20 protein-coding genes are annotated in these 16,006 nt (G+C 49.1%); 19 read left to right on the top strand and 1 reads right to left on the bottom strand.

Annotated features, from left to right (window positions below; all coding sequences use genetic code 11):
* Positions 1-30: 30 nt before the first annotated feature.
* The 18 genes from uptA (at position 31) to ACE3MQ_RS25560 (ending at position 14,340) form a co-directional block, all read left to right on the top strand.
* Positions 31-645: an undecaprenyl phosphate transporter UptA gene (uptA, locus tag ACE3MQ_RS25645; protein WP_379398158.1), complete on the top strand. Its 615-nt coding sequence runs from the start codon at positions 31-33 to the stop codon at positions 643-645.
* Between the two features lies 1 nt (position 646).
* A complete protein-coding gene (locus ACE3MQ_RS25640; protein ID WP_379398156.1) occupies positions 647-1,213 on the top strand; it encodes a thioredoxin family protein in 567 nt (188 codons plus the stop codon).
* Position 1,214: 1 nt separating this feature from the next.
* Positions 1,215-1,841, top strand: a complete 627-nt coding sequence (locus ACE3MQ_RS25635; protein ID WP_379398154.1) for an MBL fold metallo-hydrolase — start codon at positions 1,215-1,217, stop codon at positions 1,839-1,841.
* Positions 1,842-2,066: 225 nt separating this feature from the next.
* Positions 2,067-2,264 (top strand): hypothetical protein, encoded by a 198-nt coding sequence (locus ACE3MQ_RS25630; protein WP_379398152.1) that lies wholly within the window; start codon positions 2,067-2,069, stop codon positions 2,262-2,264.
* A gap of 142 nt (positions 2,265-2,406) precedes the next feature.
* Positions 2,407-2,937 carry an RNA polymerase sigma factor SigY gene (gene sigY, locus ACE3MQ_RS25625; protein ID WP_379398150.1) on the top strand — a complete coding sequence of 177 codons (531 nt, stop codon included), beginning with the start codon at positions 2,407-2,409 and terminating at the stop codon, positions 2,935-2,937.
* Positions 2,927-3,262, top strand: coding sequence for a DUF5345 family protein (locus ACE3MQ_RS25620; RefSeq protein WP_379398148.1), 336 nt, complete (start codon positions 2,927-2,929; stop codon positions 3,260-3,262). Before sigY ends, ACE3MQ_RS25620 begins: the two co-directional genes overlap by 11 nt.
* Positions 3,259-3,498: a hypothetical protein gene (locus tag ACE3MQ_RS25615; protein ID WP_379398146.1), complete on the top strand. Its 240-nt coding sequence runs from the start codon at positions 3,259-3,261 to the stop codon at positions 3,496-3,498. The genes ACE3MQ_RS25620 and ACE3MQ_RS25615 overlap by 4 nt, the downstream gene beginning before the upstream one ends.
* Positions 3,499-3,501: 3 nt before the next feature.
* Positions 3,502-3,696 (top strand): PLD nuclease N-terminal domain-containing protein, encoded by a 195-nt coding sequence (locus ACE3MQ_RS25610; protein ID WP_379398144.1) that lies wholly within the window; start codon positions 3,502-3,504, stop codon positions 3,694-3,696.
* Positions 3,697-4,614: an ABC transporter ATP-binding protein gene (locus tag ACE3MQ_RS25605; protein ID WP_379398142.1), complete on the top strand. Its 918-nt coding sequence runs from the start codon at positions 3,697-3,699 to the stop codon at positions 4,612-4,614.
* Entirely contained in the window at positions 4,611-5,396 is a 786-nt protein-coding gene (locus ACE3MQ_RS25600) for an ABC transporter permease (protein ID WP_379398140.1), read from the top strand. Before ACE3MQ_RS25605 ends, ACE3MQ_RS25600 begins: the two co-directional genes overlap by 4 nt.
* 117 nt (positions 5,397-5,513) lie before the next feature.
* Positions 5,514-5,897, top strand: coding sequence for an ATPase (locus tag ACE3MQ_RS25595; protein ID WP_379398138.1), 384 nt, complete (start codon positions 5,514-5,516; stop codon positions 5,895-5,897).
* 192 nt (positions 5,898-6,089) lie between these two features.
* Entirely contained in the window at positions 6,090-6,377 is a 288-nt protein-coding gene (gatC, locus tag ACE3MQ_RS25590; RefSeq protein ID WP_379398136.1) for an Asp-tRNA(Asn)/Glu-tRNA(Gln) amidotransferase subunit GatC, read from the top strand.
* Positions 6,378-6,496: 119 nt separating this feature from the next.
* Positions 6,497-7,951: an Asp-tRNA(Asn)/Glu-tRNA(Gln) amidotransferase subunit GatA gene (gene gatA, locus ACE3MQ_RS25585; protein WP_379398134.1), complete on the top strand. Its 1,455-nt coding sequence runs from the start codon at positions 6,497-6,499 to the stop codon at positions 7,949-7,951.
* Between the two features lie 44 nt (positions 7,952-7,995).
* Positions 7,996-9,435 carry an Asp-tRNA(Asn)/Glu-tRNA(Gln) amidotransferase subunit GatB gene (gatB, locus tag ACE3MQ_RS25580; protein WP_379398132.1) on the top strand — a complete coding sequence of 480 codons (1,440 nt, stop codon included), beginning with the start codon at positions 7,996-7,998 and terminating at the stop codon, positions 9,433-9,435.
* Positions 9,436-9,493: 58 nt separating this feature from the next.
* Positions 9,494-9,970: a GNAT family N-acetyltransferase gene (locus tag ACE3MQ_RS25575; protein WP_379398130.1), complete on the top strand. Its 477-nt coding sequence runs from the start codon at positions 9,494-9,496 to the stop codon at positions 9,968-9,970.
* 117 nt (positions 9,971-10,087) lie between these two features.
* The gene (locus ACE3MQ_RS25570) at positions 10,088-11,920 is read left to right on the top strand and encodes a DUF4097 family beta strand repeat-containing protein (RefSeq protein WP_379398128.1); all 1,833 of its coding nucleotides are present in this window, start codon (positions 10,088-10,090) and stop codon (positions 11,918-11,920) included.
* A gap of 137 nt (positions 11,921-12,057) precedes the next feature.
* Complete coding sequence (locus ACE3MQ_RS25565; protein ID WP_379398242.1) at positions 12,058-12,483, top strand: Fur family transcriptional regulator; 426 nt, start codon at positions 12,058-12,060, stop codon at positions 12,481-12,483.
* 126 nt (positions 12,484-12,609) lie between these two features.
* Entirely contained in the window at positions 12,610-14,340 is a 1,731-nt protein-coding gene (locus ACE3MQ_RS25560) for a glycosyl hydrolase family 18 protein (protein WP_379398126.1), read from the top strand.
* 59 nt (positions 14,341-14,399) lie between these two features.
* On the opposite strand, the gene ACE3MQ_RS25555 is transcribed toward ACE3MQ_RS25560, so the two are convergent.
* Positions 14,400-14,780 carry a DUF2614 family zinc ribbon-containing protein gene (locus ACE3MQ_RS25555; RefSeq protein ID WP_379398123.1) on the bottom strand — a complete coding sequence of 127 codons (381 nt, stop codon included), beginning with the start codon at positions 14,778-14,780 and terminating at the stop codon, positions 14,400-14,402.
* 123 nt (positions 14,781-14,903) lie between these two features.
* Between ACE3MQ_RS25555 and ACE3MQ_RS25550 the strand changes: the two genes are divergently transcribed.
* Positions 14,904-15,791 carry a nucleotidyltransferase-like protein gene (locus ACE3MQ_RS25550; RefSeq protein WP_379398121.1) on the top strand — a complete coding sequence of 296 codons (888 nt, stop codon included), beginning with the start codon at positions 14,904-14,906 and terminating at the stop codon, positions 15,789-15,791.
* Positions 15,792-16,006: the final 215 nt, after the last annotated feature.

Genomic DNA, 16,006 nt, shown 5'->3' with positions numbered 1-16,006 from the left:
AGTAAGACGATTTTGAGGAGAGGACGAGTCGTGGAGTGGTTGTCAAATGTGGTCGGAGCATTGTTTGAATGGATACAGCAGCTAGGGTACTTCGGTATTATGCTAGGGCTGATGATCGAGGTCATACCGAGTGAGATCGTGCTTGCCTTCGGGGGCTATCTCGTATATACGGAGCGAATCAGCTTTATTGGAGCGGTTGTATTCGGCGTGATCGGCGGCGTGATAGCCCAGTTATTCGTGTACTGGATCGGGCGATACGGGGGACGGCCGATTTTGGAGCGATTCGGCAAGTATATTTTGATCCAAAAAAAGCATATCGACTTATCCGAGGCCTGGTTTTTGAAATACGGATCAGGGGTTATTTTTACCGCACGCTTCATTCCGGTAGTCAGACATGCCATTTCGATCCCGGCAGGCATGGCCAAGATGCCTGTGAGCAAATTTCTATGGCTGACCACTCTTGCTGTCATTCCATGGTCGGTGCTGTTTGTCTACCTAGGCATGGTGCTTGGAGAACAGTGGCAAGCTATCGATGAGAAGGCAGGCCCGTATATTATGCCGATACTGCTCGTTGCCCTCGCCCTGCTGATTGGGTATTTTATCGTGAAGTGGTATGGATCGAACAAGAGGAAAGGGGAGGCTTAATATGAGTATAAATTTAAGTCATAAATTGGGTAAGGGTATCTCGCCGCAGCAATTTATGGAGGGGATGCAGCGTAATAAAGAAGCGTTCCAGTCCGGCTATGATGGCTTTAGCTGGGTGAACGAGGAGGATCGGGAATTTTTCGAGAGCTTGAAGAATCGGGATGATTTGCGAGTTTGGATCCTTGCCGCTGATTGGTGTGGCGATGTCATTCGTAGTGTTCCTGTTATTTTTCGGGCGCTTGAGACGGCGGGCATCGAGCCGGAAATCCTCATTGTGGAGGAGCATCAGGATGTTATGGATCACTTCTTAACGATGGGGGGCCGTGCCGTTCCGATTGTGATCGTAGCGGATACGGGAGGCCATGTTCTTGGTCACTGGGGCCCGCGCCCGGCGGACGTGCAGAAAATCATGATCCAATTCAAGCAGGACAACCCGGATCGCGAAGCTCCGGACTACGAAGAGAAAATTGCTGTAATCCGTAAGCAAATGGCCCGGAAATATGATGAAGGAGCGGGAGTAAACGGCAAGGTTGTATCCGAACTGCGCGCGCTGCTCTCGAAATTTTAACATGCTGAACATCGAGACATTTTCATTAGGACCACTGCAGACCAATGCTTATCTGATTCGCGGGGAAGATGAGGGCAAGGCTATCATCATCGATCCGGGAATGAACCCTGCTCCATTGATTCGCAGAATCGAGGGGCTTGAGATCGAAGCGATCCTGCTGACCCACGCCCACTTCGATCACATCGGGGGAGTCGATGAAATCCGCCGTTTGAAGAAGTGCCCGGTGTATTTGCACCGGATAGAGAGCGACTGGCTGACGACGCCTGCGCTTAACGGTTCCCTTCGTTGGGCGGAAGTATCGCCGCCTATTCAGAGCAATCCGGCAGAGTACGAGCTTGATGAAGGACAGAAACTGAAATTGATCGGCCATGAGTTTACCGTTTACCACACTCCGGGTCATTCCCCGGGAAGCGTCAGCTTCCTGTGCGAAAACGATCTTTTTTCGGGAGACGTATTATTTCGGATGAGCGTGGGACGCACGGATTTGCCGGGCGGCCGGGAGGCTGATCTGTATAATTCCATTCGCGGAAAATTATATCGTTTGTCGGATGAGGTTGTCGTATACCCTGGTCATGGGCCAAAAACGACGATAGGATTCGAAAAAGCCAATAATCCGTACGTTTCCTGACCAGGAGATGCGATTTAGTGAGAATTTGCTACAAAAAGTACAAAAATACTAGACAAAACTACATTCCTTTGCTAGGATGTATATTAATTAAATGTTTGTAACCTTTGCGAAGCACGCAAGCTGTGGAATAATCCCGGTTTGCGTTCTTTTTTTGTCTTTTTTCGGATTTCCGGGATAGCTGCAGGAGAGCAGGCGAGTCGGCAGGATCAGGAAGGAGAGGGCAATGTGAAGCGTAGCGTATCTTATGTTACGGATGAAGGCTCTGGCCATCATTTAGGAAGAAATCGAGAACATGTAATGATTGCGGAGGCTTCATTAACTGATATTTCCCCTAGTTGGCGCCAGATTGTCATGTCTTCAGGCTTGATAAATCAGCCCTGGCATCATAAGCTGGGGCAAATACGCAAAGAATTATATAAATAAGTGTGCTCGCAGAGCTGAAATGAGTGATATTGCGTTCCCTCTTTCGGCTCTATTTTTTTTGAAATCACTTTTTTAAACTTATCATTGAACGAATTCGGCTTACTGGTCGTATTATAGATGCTATGGACAAAGGGGTGACGCGATGCCGCAAGAGAGGGAATGGATCAAACTAGCTAAACAAGGCGATGCCGCCGCTCTCGCTTCACTAATAAGACATCATTATTCTTATGTGTACAAATACTTGGTGAAGGTGACCATGGAGCCCAAAACAGCCGAGGATTTAACTCAGGATACGATGCTGAAATGTATGGAGAATATACAAAAATACGATGGCTCCTCTGCTTTTTCCTCATGGTTGATGACGATTGCAACTCGGTTATTCATCGACGTAACCCGACGCCGGAAGAGGGAACGACAATGGCTGGTGCAGGATGCGAACACTAGTAGGCTGAAATGGCATTTTGAAGCCAATCAGGAAGAGTGGAGCGATTTGCTGGAGCTGCTGTTTCAGCTCTCTCCCGATCACCGGATTGCGATTCTACTGAAGCATTATTACGGGTACAGCTATGATGAGATTGGAAGTATGCTGAATATCCCTGCAGGTACGGTTAAATCCCGTGTCGCTTATGGATTGCGCGAATTGCGAAAGGAGTTGAATCCACATGAATCATAAAGGACAAGACAGGGAATTGGAGGACGAGCTCATTCATGAGCTGTTGAAGGATTTACAGACTTTGGATCGTGTCGTTCCTGAGAAGAGCGGGCCCTCGGTCGAGTCTTGGGAATTGATCGTTAAAGAGCGATGGCGAATGATGGCTTGGGTGAGAAGATGGGAAGTTCTGCTGTTCTGCTTGGTTGCCCTGTTGATGATTAGTGGCGGTTTCCTGTTTGCACTGACGATCCCGGTAATTTTCGCACTACTGCAAGGGCTTGGAGTTATCGCAGCGGTAGCAGTCGCCGTAGCGCTGCGCCCATCCCGGAGGGGGAGAACAGAATGAATATGCCGCTGAAAATTCATTCTGAGCCGCTCCCGCCATGGTGGGTGCTTATCCTAGTTGCGCTGTTAGTGCTTGCTCAAGGCACATGGATGTTCATTGACGCTCGCAAACGAGGGAGAAGAGCCTGGATTTGGGGGTTATGGGGGGCTCTCAGCTGCCCTAGCCCACTTATTGTTTATCTGCTTGTTGTTGTATGGGCTGATTATCGCAAAGAAAAAACAAGGACAGGGGAATAAAAAATGAATGTCGATATTAACTGGGGATTGCTCGCACCTGTTATCGTATTGCAGTTCATACTGATGATGACGGCCCTCATTTCGCTGGCCCGGGCTGAATCGGTGAGGGGAGCCAAATGGATTTGGGCTCTGATTATCATCTTCGGAAATATAGCAGGGAGCATCGTTTATTTCATAATTGGAAGGAAAGAAGCCTAAATGTCATTTCTTCGTGTCGATCAATTGACTAAGAGATTTAGTTCGCGTACTCCGGTCAAAGGAATTTCCTTTGAGCTGGAACGTGGAAGCTGTACGGCGCTGCTTGGGCCGAACGGCGCCGGCAAGACGACGACGATGCGGATGATTGCCGGATTGATCGGGCCGTCCTCGGGACAGATTTCCGTTCAAGGCCTACGCCATTCCAGCGGGGAATACCGTTCGCTAATCGGATATTTACCGCAGCATCCCGCGTTTTACGGCTGGATGACCGGGCAGGAATTCGTAATGTACGCGGCAAGTCTAAGTGGGATGAGCCGTAAAGATGCTCGAAAACAGACGATCTTCGTGTTAGAACGGGTTGGTTTGGCCGAAGCGGCGAAGCGTCGGATTGCGGGATATTCGGGGGGGATGAAGCAGCGGCTTGGTTTGGCGCAGGCGTTGGTTCATCAGCCAAAGCTGCTGCTGCTCGATGAGCCGGTATCGGCGCTTGATCCGATAGGGCGGCGAGAGGTAATGAATTTGCTCCAGTCGCTCCGCACGGAGACGACGATTTTGTTTTCGACTCATGTGCTGCCTGATGCGGAAGAGGTCTGTGACCGGATCATGATGATGCGTGACGGGGAAATCGTAGAAAACGGGGAGCTGCAGGTGCTTACCGACAAATACCGGCTTCCGCTGCTCACCATTCAGGTGGAAAGGCATGGCGCAGCAAAGGAGTGGCTGAATTCGCTGCAGAGCCGCCCGTTTATCCAGGATGCGCAGATTCAAGGCAATACCGCTCTGTTAACCGTCAATAACATGACAGAGGCCAGACGGCTCATCTTAGATGAGGTCTCCTCGCAGGACATTCCTTTATTAAGCTTTCAGGCGGGCACAACCTCATTGGAGGATATGTTTATGAAGGTGGTTACAGCATGAGGCAAACATTGTATATATACCGCAAGGAGCTGCTAGGCATGGCTCGAAGTTATCAGTTGCTCTGGATTCCGGTCGTTTTTATGCTGCTTGTAGTCATGCAGCCCGTAACCTCATATTTTTTGCCGGATATTCTGGCCGCTTCAGGAAGCGTCCCCAAGGAGATGATCGCGGGATTTCCGATTCCTGGTCCTGCCGAGGTGATGGCAGGGGTGCTCGGGCAATATAACACCCTTGGGGTACTTATTCTTGTGATCGCCGGGATGCAGGTCGTGGCCGGCGAGCGCTATGGAGGAACGGCGGCATTGGTTCTCGTCCGGCCCGTCAGCTCAGCTTCTTTTATTTCCGCAAAGTGGGCTGGTCAAATGACCTTAATGCTCTTTTCCTTCGCTGTAAGCTATGCCGCCGCATGGTATTACACTGCTTTGCTGCTCGGCCCTGTGCCCTGGCGGGAAGGATTAATTGCAGGAGGGCTATATGTTCTATGGCTTACGTTCGCCATATCCTTGATTGTTCTGCTTAGTACATTATTACGCGGCAGCGCTGCGGCTATGATTTCACTCTTGCTTATTGCGGGTTTTTCTCTAGGCCACACTCTTGCCCCCGCTTGGTTTGCCTGGAGTCCGGCTCGGCTGCTGATGCTAGCAAATGCTGCAATCTCCGGTTCGCCGCTAGATTCGGTGTATTTTCCTACTATAATGACCTCATTACTATGCCTTGCTTGTATAGGAGTCGCCATTTGGAGCTTGCGCCGTCAAGGCATCCCTGATTTAAGGGGCGATTAAGCGAATTTCTCTCATTTTGCTCCAGTAGTCTAATAAATCCCTGAAATGCTTGACCAATCTCGCTTATTTTTAGTAGGATAGTAAAATAACTGACAGTAATAATCAGGGAGGTAGACGATGCTGCAATTGGGAGAGAAAGTTGTTATCGTCGGCGATGCTTTTGAGCAGAATCTTCCTGTTGGGGAATATGGCTATATTATTGCTTATGACCGTAATCCGGACAATGTATTTGATTATGTTGTTCGGTCTCCAAAGACTGGGCGGAATTATTTTGTCCCATCGCAGGATGTGGAATCCGAAGAGCGGCTGATTGAGCAAGAAGTAGAGCGCACCACCCAGGAAGCGTTGATTGACTACGCACTGGCTACGCACAATGAGAAGCTGTTCCACCAGGTCATCAATGGGGAAGATCCTTATGCGGAGGAGCAAGAAGAACCAACAAAGGAAGTTATGTCTCAGGCGGAATTCATCAAACAGGTGAATTTGCGAGCTTGGATTTAGGAAAAGGGTCGGCGATGCCGGCCTTTTTTTGAGTTTAACCACGCTTTGCTCGCGGCCTGCGAGTTAATTTATGCTTCGCGTTAATGGATTGAATTGTGAGATAATCTACAATATAATTTTAATCATCTATATGGACATGTTAGAATGGACAAATCAAGTCCCGTCAGGGAAGGTACGAGGGAGGATCACGGAATGAGCATCGAGACTAAAGATGTTGAGCATGTGGCCAAGCTGGCCCGTTTGAATTTAACGGATGAAGAGCGGGATATGTTCACGGAACAATTGAACGCGATTTTACAATATGCCGAGAAGCTGAATGAATTGGATACGGAAGGCGTAGAGCCGACGACGCATGTGCTTCGCCTCAGCAATGTTATGCGCGAGGACGTCGTTCATGAGAGCTTGACGCAAGAGCAGGTATTCCGCAATGCGCCTGAAGAAGAGGATGGACAATTTAAAGTTCCTGCCGTTTTGGAATAGCCCATAGCCTTATTGATGGATACGCGAAAAAGCGGCTACGAATGTGCTTTAATAAAGGTTTGCAGCACCTATGCTGTCCTGATGGACGAGCTGCCCAATTTTGGAAGGAGGAAGCGGTTGTGACGCTTTTTGATTTACGTTTACAGGATATACATAACCAGCTCCGCAACAAGGAGTTATCGGTTACCGATTTGGTTGGCGAGGCCTTTGCCAAGATCGGGGAAAGAGACGAACGGATCGGCGCGTTTTTGACACTGAACGAAGAAGGCGCGCGCGCGGAAGCGGCGCGATTGGATGGCAAGCTGGTTCGTGGAGAAGATCTGGGGCTGCTGTTCGGGCTGCCAGCCGGAGTAAAGGATAATATGGTAACAGAGGGACTTCGCACAACTTGCGCGAGCCAGTTCCTGTCCAATTATGATCCGATCTATGACGGTACGGTTATTTCGAAGCTGAAGCAAGCCGAATCGATCCTGGTCGGCAAATTGAATATGGACGAGTTTGCGATGGGCGGCTCTAATGAGAACTCAAGCTTCCATCCGGTTCGGAATCCGTGGGATTTAAACCGGGTACCAGGCGGCTCAAGCGGCGGATCGGCTGCTGCTGTGGCTGCGGGCGAAGCTTATTTTGCGTTAGGCTCAGACACGGGCGGATCGATTCGTCAGCCTGCTTCGTATTGCGGAGTCGTTGGCTTGAAACCAACTTATGGCCTTGTATCCAGATACGGTCTGGTTGCCTTTGCCTCGTCGCTCGACCAAATCGGTCCGATTACTAAAAATGTCGAGGATGCCGCGTATGTGCTGCAGGCCATCGCCGGTTATGATCCGAAGGATTCCACATCGGCAGAAGTGGACATCCCGAATTATGCAAGCGCGCTGACCGGAGACATCGCCGGGCTTCGCATCGCGGTGCCGAAGGAGTATTTGGAAGGCGTTGATCCGCAAATCAAGGCTTCCGTTATGGAGGCATTACGTCTATTGGAAAGCCTCGGCGCAGTATGGGAGGAAGTATCGCTTCCGCATACGGAGTATGCCGTTGCCGCTTATTATTTGCTCGCTTCTTCAGAGGCGTCCTCCAACCTGTCGCGCTTTGACGGCGTTCGTTATGGAGTGCGTGCTGATCATGCAGGCAGCCTGATTGATCTCTATCACGAGTCCCGCAGCCAAGGCTTCGGACCGGAAGTGAAGCGGCGTATTATGCTCGGAACCTACGCTCTGAGCTCTGGATATTATGATGCTTACTATTTAAAAGCCCAGAAAGTGCGTACCTTGATCAAGCGCGATTTCGACCAGACGTTTGAAAAATACGATGTTATCGTCGGACCGACGACGCCAACGACGGCGTTCTCGCTGGGATCACAGGTGGATGATCCGCTGACGATGTATTTGAACGATATATTGACGATTCCGGTCAGCCTTGCCGGAGTGCCGGCGCTTAGCGTGCCTTGCGGATTTGCGGACGGGCTTCCAATCGGGCTGCAATTTATCGGCAAAGCGTTTGATGAGAGCACTATATTGCGTCTAGCTCATGCCTTTGAAGCGAATAGTGACCATCACAAGCGGCGTCCATCGTTGTAAAGGGATAGCAGGGTTGTTTCACTAAAGTGTTCAGGAGGATCAATATGTCAACATCCAAATATGAAACGGTAATTGGGCTGGAAGTGCATGTCGAGCTGCATACGAAGTCGAAAATCTTCTGCGGCTGCTCTACGGAGTTCGGCGCCCCGCCCAACAGTCATACATGCCCGGTCTGTCTGGGACATCCTGGAGTACTGCCTGTTCTAAACCGTCAGGCGGTAGACTATGCGATGAAAGCTGCGATGGCGCTCAATTGCGAAATAGCAGATGTCAGCAAATTTGACCGTAAAAACTATTTCTATCCAGATTCACCGAAGGCTTATCAAATTTCCCAATTCGATCAGCCGATCGGACAGAACGGATATATCGACATTGAAGTCGACGGTAAGACTAAACGCATTGGAATTACCCGTCTTCATCTGGAGGAGGATGCGGGCAAGCTGACCCATATCGATGGGGGCTACGCATCACTTGTCGATTTCAACCGTGTCGGCACCCCGTTGGTAGAAATCGTATCCGAGCCGGAAATTTCCTCTCCGGAGGAAGCGCGAGCTTATTTGGAGAAGCTGCGTGCTATTATGCAATATTGCGATGTATCCGACGTGAAAATGGAGGAGGGCTCGATGCGCTGCGATGCGAATATCAGCCTTCGTCCCGTAGGCCAGAAAGAATTAGGAACACGGGCCGAGCTTAAAAATATGAACTCCTTCCGTGGCGTACTGCGCGGACTGGAATATGAGCAATACCGTCAAGCCGAAATTTTGGATGACGGAGGAGAGGTTGTTCAGGAGACGCGGCGCTGGGATGAGACCCAAGGCAAGACGTTCTCTATGCGCGGCAAGGAAGAAGCGCATGATTACCGCTATTTCCCGGATCCTGATCTCGTTACGCTGCATATTGACCAAGCGTGGAAGGATCGGATCAGAGCGTCCATTCCTGAGCTGCCCGATGCCCGCAAAGCGCGCTATACGGAGCAATTTGGACTTCCAAGCTATGATGCTGAAGTCATTACCTCCTCTAAGGCGCTTGCTGATCTGTTCGAAAGCAGCCTGGAATTCACGAAGGATGCGAAATCGGTATCCAACTGGATCATGGGCGATCTGCTGGGATATTTAAATAGTAACGGTCAAGAGCTGTCCGATGTGAAGCTGACGGGTCAAGGGCTGGGCGAAATGATCGGCCTGATCGAGAAAGGAACGATCAGCTCCAAGATCGCCAAGACGGTCTTCAAAGAAATGCTGCAGAGCGGCAAGCTGCCTCAGCAAATCGTCGAGGAGCAGGGACTTGTCCAAATCAGCGACGAGGGAGCGATTCTGGCCATTGTTAATGAGGTTATTGCCGATAATCCGGCTTCTGTCGAGGATTACAAAGCAGGCAAAGAGAAGGCGATTGGCTTCCTGGTAGGCCAGGTTATGAAGCGCAGTAAAGGAAAAGCTAATCCAGGACTCGTTAACAAGCTGCTGGTAGACGTTCTGAAAGGCTAGAGGACAGCTTCGTTAGCGCTAAGATTATCGAGTGTCATTTGAAGAAGGGGGCAAGGGGATGATTGCTCAGCTGTCGCTGCATGAACCGGAAATTGTAGAACAGATTTGGAGCCTGCAGCATGCGGCGTATCGCCTGGAGGCATACGCCGTAGGAGTTCAGCATCTGCCCCCGCTTCCAGATACTTTCGAGACTCTAAGGAACAGCTCCGAAGCTTTTTATGGAGAGGTATCTCCGGAAGGAGAAATTCTCGGAACGATTGCCGTTTCCGGGAAAAAGGATGAAGCTGTTGAGATCACGCGCCTTATGGTACATCCCCAGCATCTTCGTCAAGGCATAGGCAAGTCATTGCTGCGATTTGTTATCGAAAATTATCCGGATACGGCATTGTTCAAGGTTACGGCGGGCACACTAAATGCTCCCGCTGTCTCGCTATATGAGCAGCAAGGCTTTGTAGCCACAGGTACGATGATGGCGATGCCGAATGTGGAATTAACGTTATATCAGCTTGATCCTATGAAACTCTCCTCCAGGTAGGAGAGTTTTTTTCATGCTCGCCAGTACATTCCAAGTTACGAATTGTCCCGAAATCGGTTATGATTAGTCAAAGATGGTTTAATCGATAAGGGATGCTTTGCTGAGAGGAGGATGGATATGACGCCGGATAGAGTAATCGCGAGCGAGACGGCTCAGCAACATCAGAAGCATGGGCCCAAAAAGGCGATTAAGCGATATAGACCGAGACGACGCAAACGAAAATTTATGGCTTGCATGCTGTCGGCCTTGCTTCCGGGTCTTGGCCATCTTTATTTGCGGATGTTTTGGCGCGGAATAGCTATCATTTATTTTTTAATATTGGATGCTTCGGCATTGATTTATTTCTCTTCCGTCAGAATGACCATTAATATTCCTTTTTTATTTATACTGGGGATCCTAATTCCCGCTATGTATTTTTATAGCATTTATGATGTGCTTCAATCTACGGATGTCGTCAATGCAAGAGCAAGGAACGAAAGGAATACTCCCGCAGAGACAGTCTCCCGAGCTAATGAGCATATCTGGAGGGGGATCCTTTCTGGACTTCTCCTTATGGGTGGAGGCGGAGTGATATTCCTGCTTAGTCAGAAGCCCCCTTGGCTTGCGGCGATCATTCAGGCCAGTGCAGGCTATGTGGTTTCGGCGCTGCTCATTTTGAGCGGTATACTATTTATATTGCGGGAGTGCCGCCGCCGGATGTTTAGAACGGGCCGGATGACGGCTTCCCTATTGCTTATGGGGGTAGGGGGCATCCTTCTGGCAGATGTTGTGTCGGGCAGCAACCTTATGCTTCGCTTGCTGAAGTGGTGGCCGCTGCTGCTGGTTGTTGCAGGAATCGAGCAAATCTACGTATTCCTATGGAATCGCCGGAGAACAGCTTTTCCGCTGCGTTTGCTTCGTGTCGATATTAAAGGGCTGCTGCTCTCGCTTTTTGTGGCATTTTCTGTGTTCGCGGTTACGCAGCAGGATCACTATATGCATTTATGGAACCGGGTCAGCCTTGATTTAACGACCGCAGGCACCGACTTCAGCGCAGAGGAAGGCTACAGCTTGGTGAAGGAGTCACTGGAGATTCCCATTGATCTGAGCACCGAGCAGATTATTATTAACGGCATTAATGGAAATATCGACGTAAGAAGAGCGGAGATTGAAGGGATTCGCGTGGAAAGCACAGTATGGGTCGATCAACTGCCGGCTGAAGAGGCTCAGCCTGTAGCGGAGGGTACGGAGCTTAGCGTAACGGAAGGGAAGGCGCTGACCCTGAATGTGAAGGACGAGGTCTATGGCGCCTCTGGCAAAAGGCATCCTCGGATGAACATGACTATATATCTGCCGGAGAATCGCTTTTTGGATATCGATCTAAGCACTTTGAACGGTAAAATCAAGATGAGCGGCATTCGCGCCTTGAAGCAAATTAAGCTGCAGACGGGCAATGGGGATTTGAAGCTGTGGGATGTCAATGGGGATGTGACGGCAAAAACACTGAATGGAGATGCGGAAATGTACCGCATTTTCGGAAATATCAATGTAGAAACTCAAGGCGGGAATATGATGGGGAACATGATCACCGGAAAGGTCTCCATGTCCACGCTGGTCGGCAACATCGCTTTGCTGAACGTGGATGAAGATATTCATGCGACGACGAAGAATGGCAATATTGTTATTAAAGGCGTCGCTGCGTCGCTTAAAGCCGAATCCTTGAATGGGAAGGTCGAAATTGAATCGCCGCAAATCGAGGGAGATTGGAACATCTATAGCGCGGTAGGAGAAATGACCCTGTCCATCCCCGAGGAAGGGGACTATACGCTTGAAGGCTCGAGCGGCTATGGCGACATTACGACGGATCTGCCTTTCGTCGTCGATAACAAGGTAATTCATGGCATTGTTGGCACTGGGGAATATGTAGTAAAGGTCGAGGGAAACAGCAATTTGTTTGTGTATAAACAATGAATTCTATCCGTGAAGCTCGTAGCGGTTCGATCCCCCGGCCGTGCTCCGTTGACAAACGAATTATTGTAAAAGTACAATAAAGTTGTAAGAAGACAGAAGAGGACTTGGTGAGCAACCTCTTAAAGGCGGTGGACAAAATGACTACGCGGGTACAGCATGCTCTGGATCAATTGAAATTCAATGGGGTCCGCATTACGCCGCAGCGTCATGCCATTTTAACGTTTCTTATGGAATCGATGGGCCATCCGACGGCAGACGAAATCTACCGTGCATTAGCGCCCCGTTTTCCCAATATGAGCGTGGCAACAGTATATAACAATTTGAAAATGTTTATTGAAGCTGGCATGGTTCGGGAGCTGACTTATGGGGACAACTCTAGCCGTTTTGACGCAGATGTCTCGAATCATTATCATGTGATATGTGAGAAGTGTGGCAAAATTAAAGACTTCACGTACTCTTCGCTGGAGGATGTGGAACAAAAGGCCGAGGAGATGACCGGCTTCCAGGTGCATGGTCACCGAATGGAGCTTTATGGGGTTTGCGGCGATTGCCGGGAACAATAATCATTTGACCTGCGGGTTTGGAAGAACGTGACGGATTCCTTCGTGAATTCTTCACGTTTTTATTTTTTTGAGTCCATATGAAGTTGCCGCGTCGATATTATCATTTTTAGATGGAGGTACTGCGGATTGAAAAGTAGAAGAACGGCTCATACGAAGCGGAGGCGCGGAGGGCGATTCAAGTGGTTTTTGGTGCTTGTGTTGCTTGCAGCCGGTGCATACTGGGCGGCATCTGAGCTTCTGCCAAGTCGGGAGCATGCCGATCCGGATTGGAAAGGGAAAATCGATAAGCCGATCTTTGTGGCAGGCGAAGTGATGGACTTGCCCGCTTTGGACGGCGGGGAGGGATTAAAGCTTCCTTTTACCGTAATTCAATCGGTGATTGATCCCAATATTAGATATGAAGAAGAGAGCAAGTCGGTCATTCTTACCACGCAGCGCAAGCTTGTATTGATGAAGACGGACGAGATGAATGGGAAGATCAACAATAAGCCGGTTCAATTGCTGTTTGCTCCGGTGGAGAAGGATGGCAATCTATACTTGCCGACGTATTTATTGAAGGAGCTCTACGGCATCGAGACGCATGAAGATAGCGAATCTGGCGCGGTACTGTTATATCGAGCGGGGGAGACCATTCGAATGGCCCATGCTCAAACCTCCAGCCGGAAGAAGGACGCTACCGTCGCCATGCGTCAGGGCAGCAGCATTCATACCCCGATTTTGGCGGAGATGAAGCCCGGAGAGAAGCTGCGAATTTTGGACGAGGCCGATGATTGGTATTATGCCCAACTGGATAATGGCTATGCCGGCTATGTGAAGAAAAAGAATGTAGCCCTGGATGAGAACGTGACAATACCGCCTCTGGAAGACCAGGACATGCCTCCTGCCAAGCAAAAGTGGCAATCCAAAGCTGTCAACCTAACCTGGGAGGCCGTATACAATGTAGCGCCCAAGCCATCTTCGATCGGGGAGCTCCCGGGGGTAAACGTAGTCAGCCCTACCTGGTTTTCGCTGGTGGATGGAAAAGGAAATGTTCAGAGCAAAGCCGATCGTGGCTATGTGAACTGGGCGCATGGACGGGGCATGCAGGTATGGGGATTATTCAGCAACAGCTTTGAACCGAAGATTACTTCGGAATCCTTATCGACCTTCGAACGACGCATAACGACGATCGTGCAAATGCTGCATTATGCCAAATTGTATGATTTAGACGGCATTAATATTGATTATGAGAACGTTTATACCAAGGATGGAGCTAATTTGACTCAATTCATGAGAGAGTTGTGGCCGCTTGCGCAGGAGCAGGGGCTCGTGGTATCCATTGACGTGACTCCGAAATCGAACAGTGAAATGTGGTCGGCGTTTCTTGATCGGAGGTCTTTGGCGAAGGTAACGGATTATATCATTGTTATGGCATATGATGAGCATTGGGCTGCAAGTCCTGTATCGGGTTCAGTTGCATCCCTGCCATGGGTTCGTTCGTCGATGAAGCGAATTATCGAGGAGGATGATGTTCCTCCCGGCAAGCTGATATTGGGAATACCGCTGTATACGCGGGTATGGACGGAGACGCAAGAAGACGGGGGTACAAAGGTTAAGTCTAAAGCGATCGGTATGAAGAAAGCCCAAGAGATCATTAAGGAAAAAGCATTGAAGCCGAAGCTCTCGGAAGAAACCGGCCAAAACTACGTCGAGTATCGTGAGGACGGCGTTCTTCACCGAATTTGGCTGGAAGACAAGGATTCCCTGGCGCGTCGGGTGGAGTTGGCGAAGTCGCTCCAGCTTGGAGGCATAGCGACATGGAATCGGAGCTTCGCCTCTAGTGAAGCTTGGGAAGTACTTAGTAAAATTGCCGAGTAATCGCTGTGTTGATGAAAAAAAGAAGGCGGGCACCCATTTGGGATCCGCCTTCTTTTTTATTAGGACTCGGCTGAATGTGCTGCTGTTTTTTGCTGCTGCAATTGTTCAACCGTAATATTTGCCCGATCTGGATCTAACGTTAACATCGTTTTGCAGAACATGCAGCGATCCGTTTTGCCTAGCATTTTGGTCAATTTATGGCATTCTGGACATTCTAATTGCACGGCAGAGGTAGACAGCATGCCAGCGATGAAGTAAACGGCCAAGCTTCCGAGCATAGCGATGAGCCCAATGACAAGTCCGATTCCGGCAACCACTTTACCGGACTGTCCCCAGAAGACGATACCGGCTGTTCCAAGAACCATAAGGCCCATGCCCAGCATGGTAAGAAGCAGGCCCCATAATCTGAATTCATTGATTTTGCTTGATTTGAAGAACATTAGAGCAAACCTCAATTCATGATATTTTTTTAGAACGCTGCTTTTAAAAAGCAGGAAACTTCAATATAGCGTAGAACTATATTATAACGAATTGGCGGGGTAACGCCAAGGTAGGAGGATATCGTGGAACCAACTATTTTTTCATTAGTTGATGAAGATAGTGTCGGCCGTGAAGCACTAGGCGCTATTGGATATCGTCATAACAGCGGAGATTTTCACAGCTCGCTCATTTACGGCTTTGAACTGGTTGTCATAACGGTATGCGAAGGGATCAATGAAGCGGGAATCGAAATCGAGCATTGTACAAATGGAGATATACAATATCAATTGCTCTATATTGGCAACGAGGATTTGAAACGCTGGGTAATGACTGGTGAGAACCGGGAAATTGTACAGTGTTTTTTACATGGGGAAATTATTTGGGATGTCGAAGGGGAATTGGCTCGATTGCGTCAGGAAATCATTGATTTTGGTGCGAGCATGAGAGGGCAGCGCAAATTTATTGAATTTGCCAAATTTCTAAAGATGTATATTGAGGCGAAGCGCTATACCCAAGAGCTTGATTTCCTCGATGCTTATTATAATGTGCTGCAAGCGCTAAAGCATTATGCCAGGATTGAATTGATCGAACAAGGGATTCTGCCGGAAAATAGTGTATGGGAGCAGGTGCGTCCGCTGAACTCCGTCGTATATAAACTGTTTGATGAGCTGACAGATAGTAAGGAGACACTAGAGCAGCGTATCCAACTTGTGCTGCTGGCTTGCGAGTTCACCATTATGTCCAAAATGGCGGATTGCTGTTCGATATTGCTGCGTATTTTATCCAGTCGCAAAGAAGCTTGGAGCATTCAGGAGCTCCGGCAATTGCCCGAGCTGGCACATGTGCGGGAGGAAGTCCCCATGATATTGAGGAAGCTGGTGTATCATTCCTTGGCCTATGAAGCAACAAGCGAGCCGAAAGGAAGCGCTGGAGAAGACCGTGAGATCAAGTATTTAGCGGGCAAATTCTGATGTAAGGCATTTCCAGACCAATAAGTATAAATATAGATTGACTCTTATGTATGATCTGTGTTAAATTAAATCTCGCCCCTTTAAGGCATTGAGTTTTAAAGAATTCTTCAACGGTATCAGCCAAAAAAAGTTTTTGAAAAAAACTTGTTGACTTAATCCGGGTGATCGTGATATATTATAAGAGTCGCTGCTGAAACAACGGTGACACACGAAAT

Source organism: Paenibacillus lentus, assembly GCF_042714055.1.
Lineage (GTDB): Bacteria > Bacillota > Bacilli > Paenibacillales > Paenibacillaceae > Fontibacillus > Fontibacillus lentus_A.
This window is presented reverse-complemented; position numbering and strand designations above follow the sequence as displayed.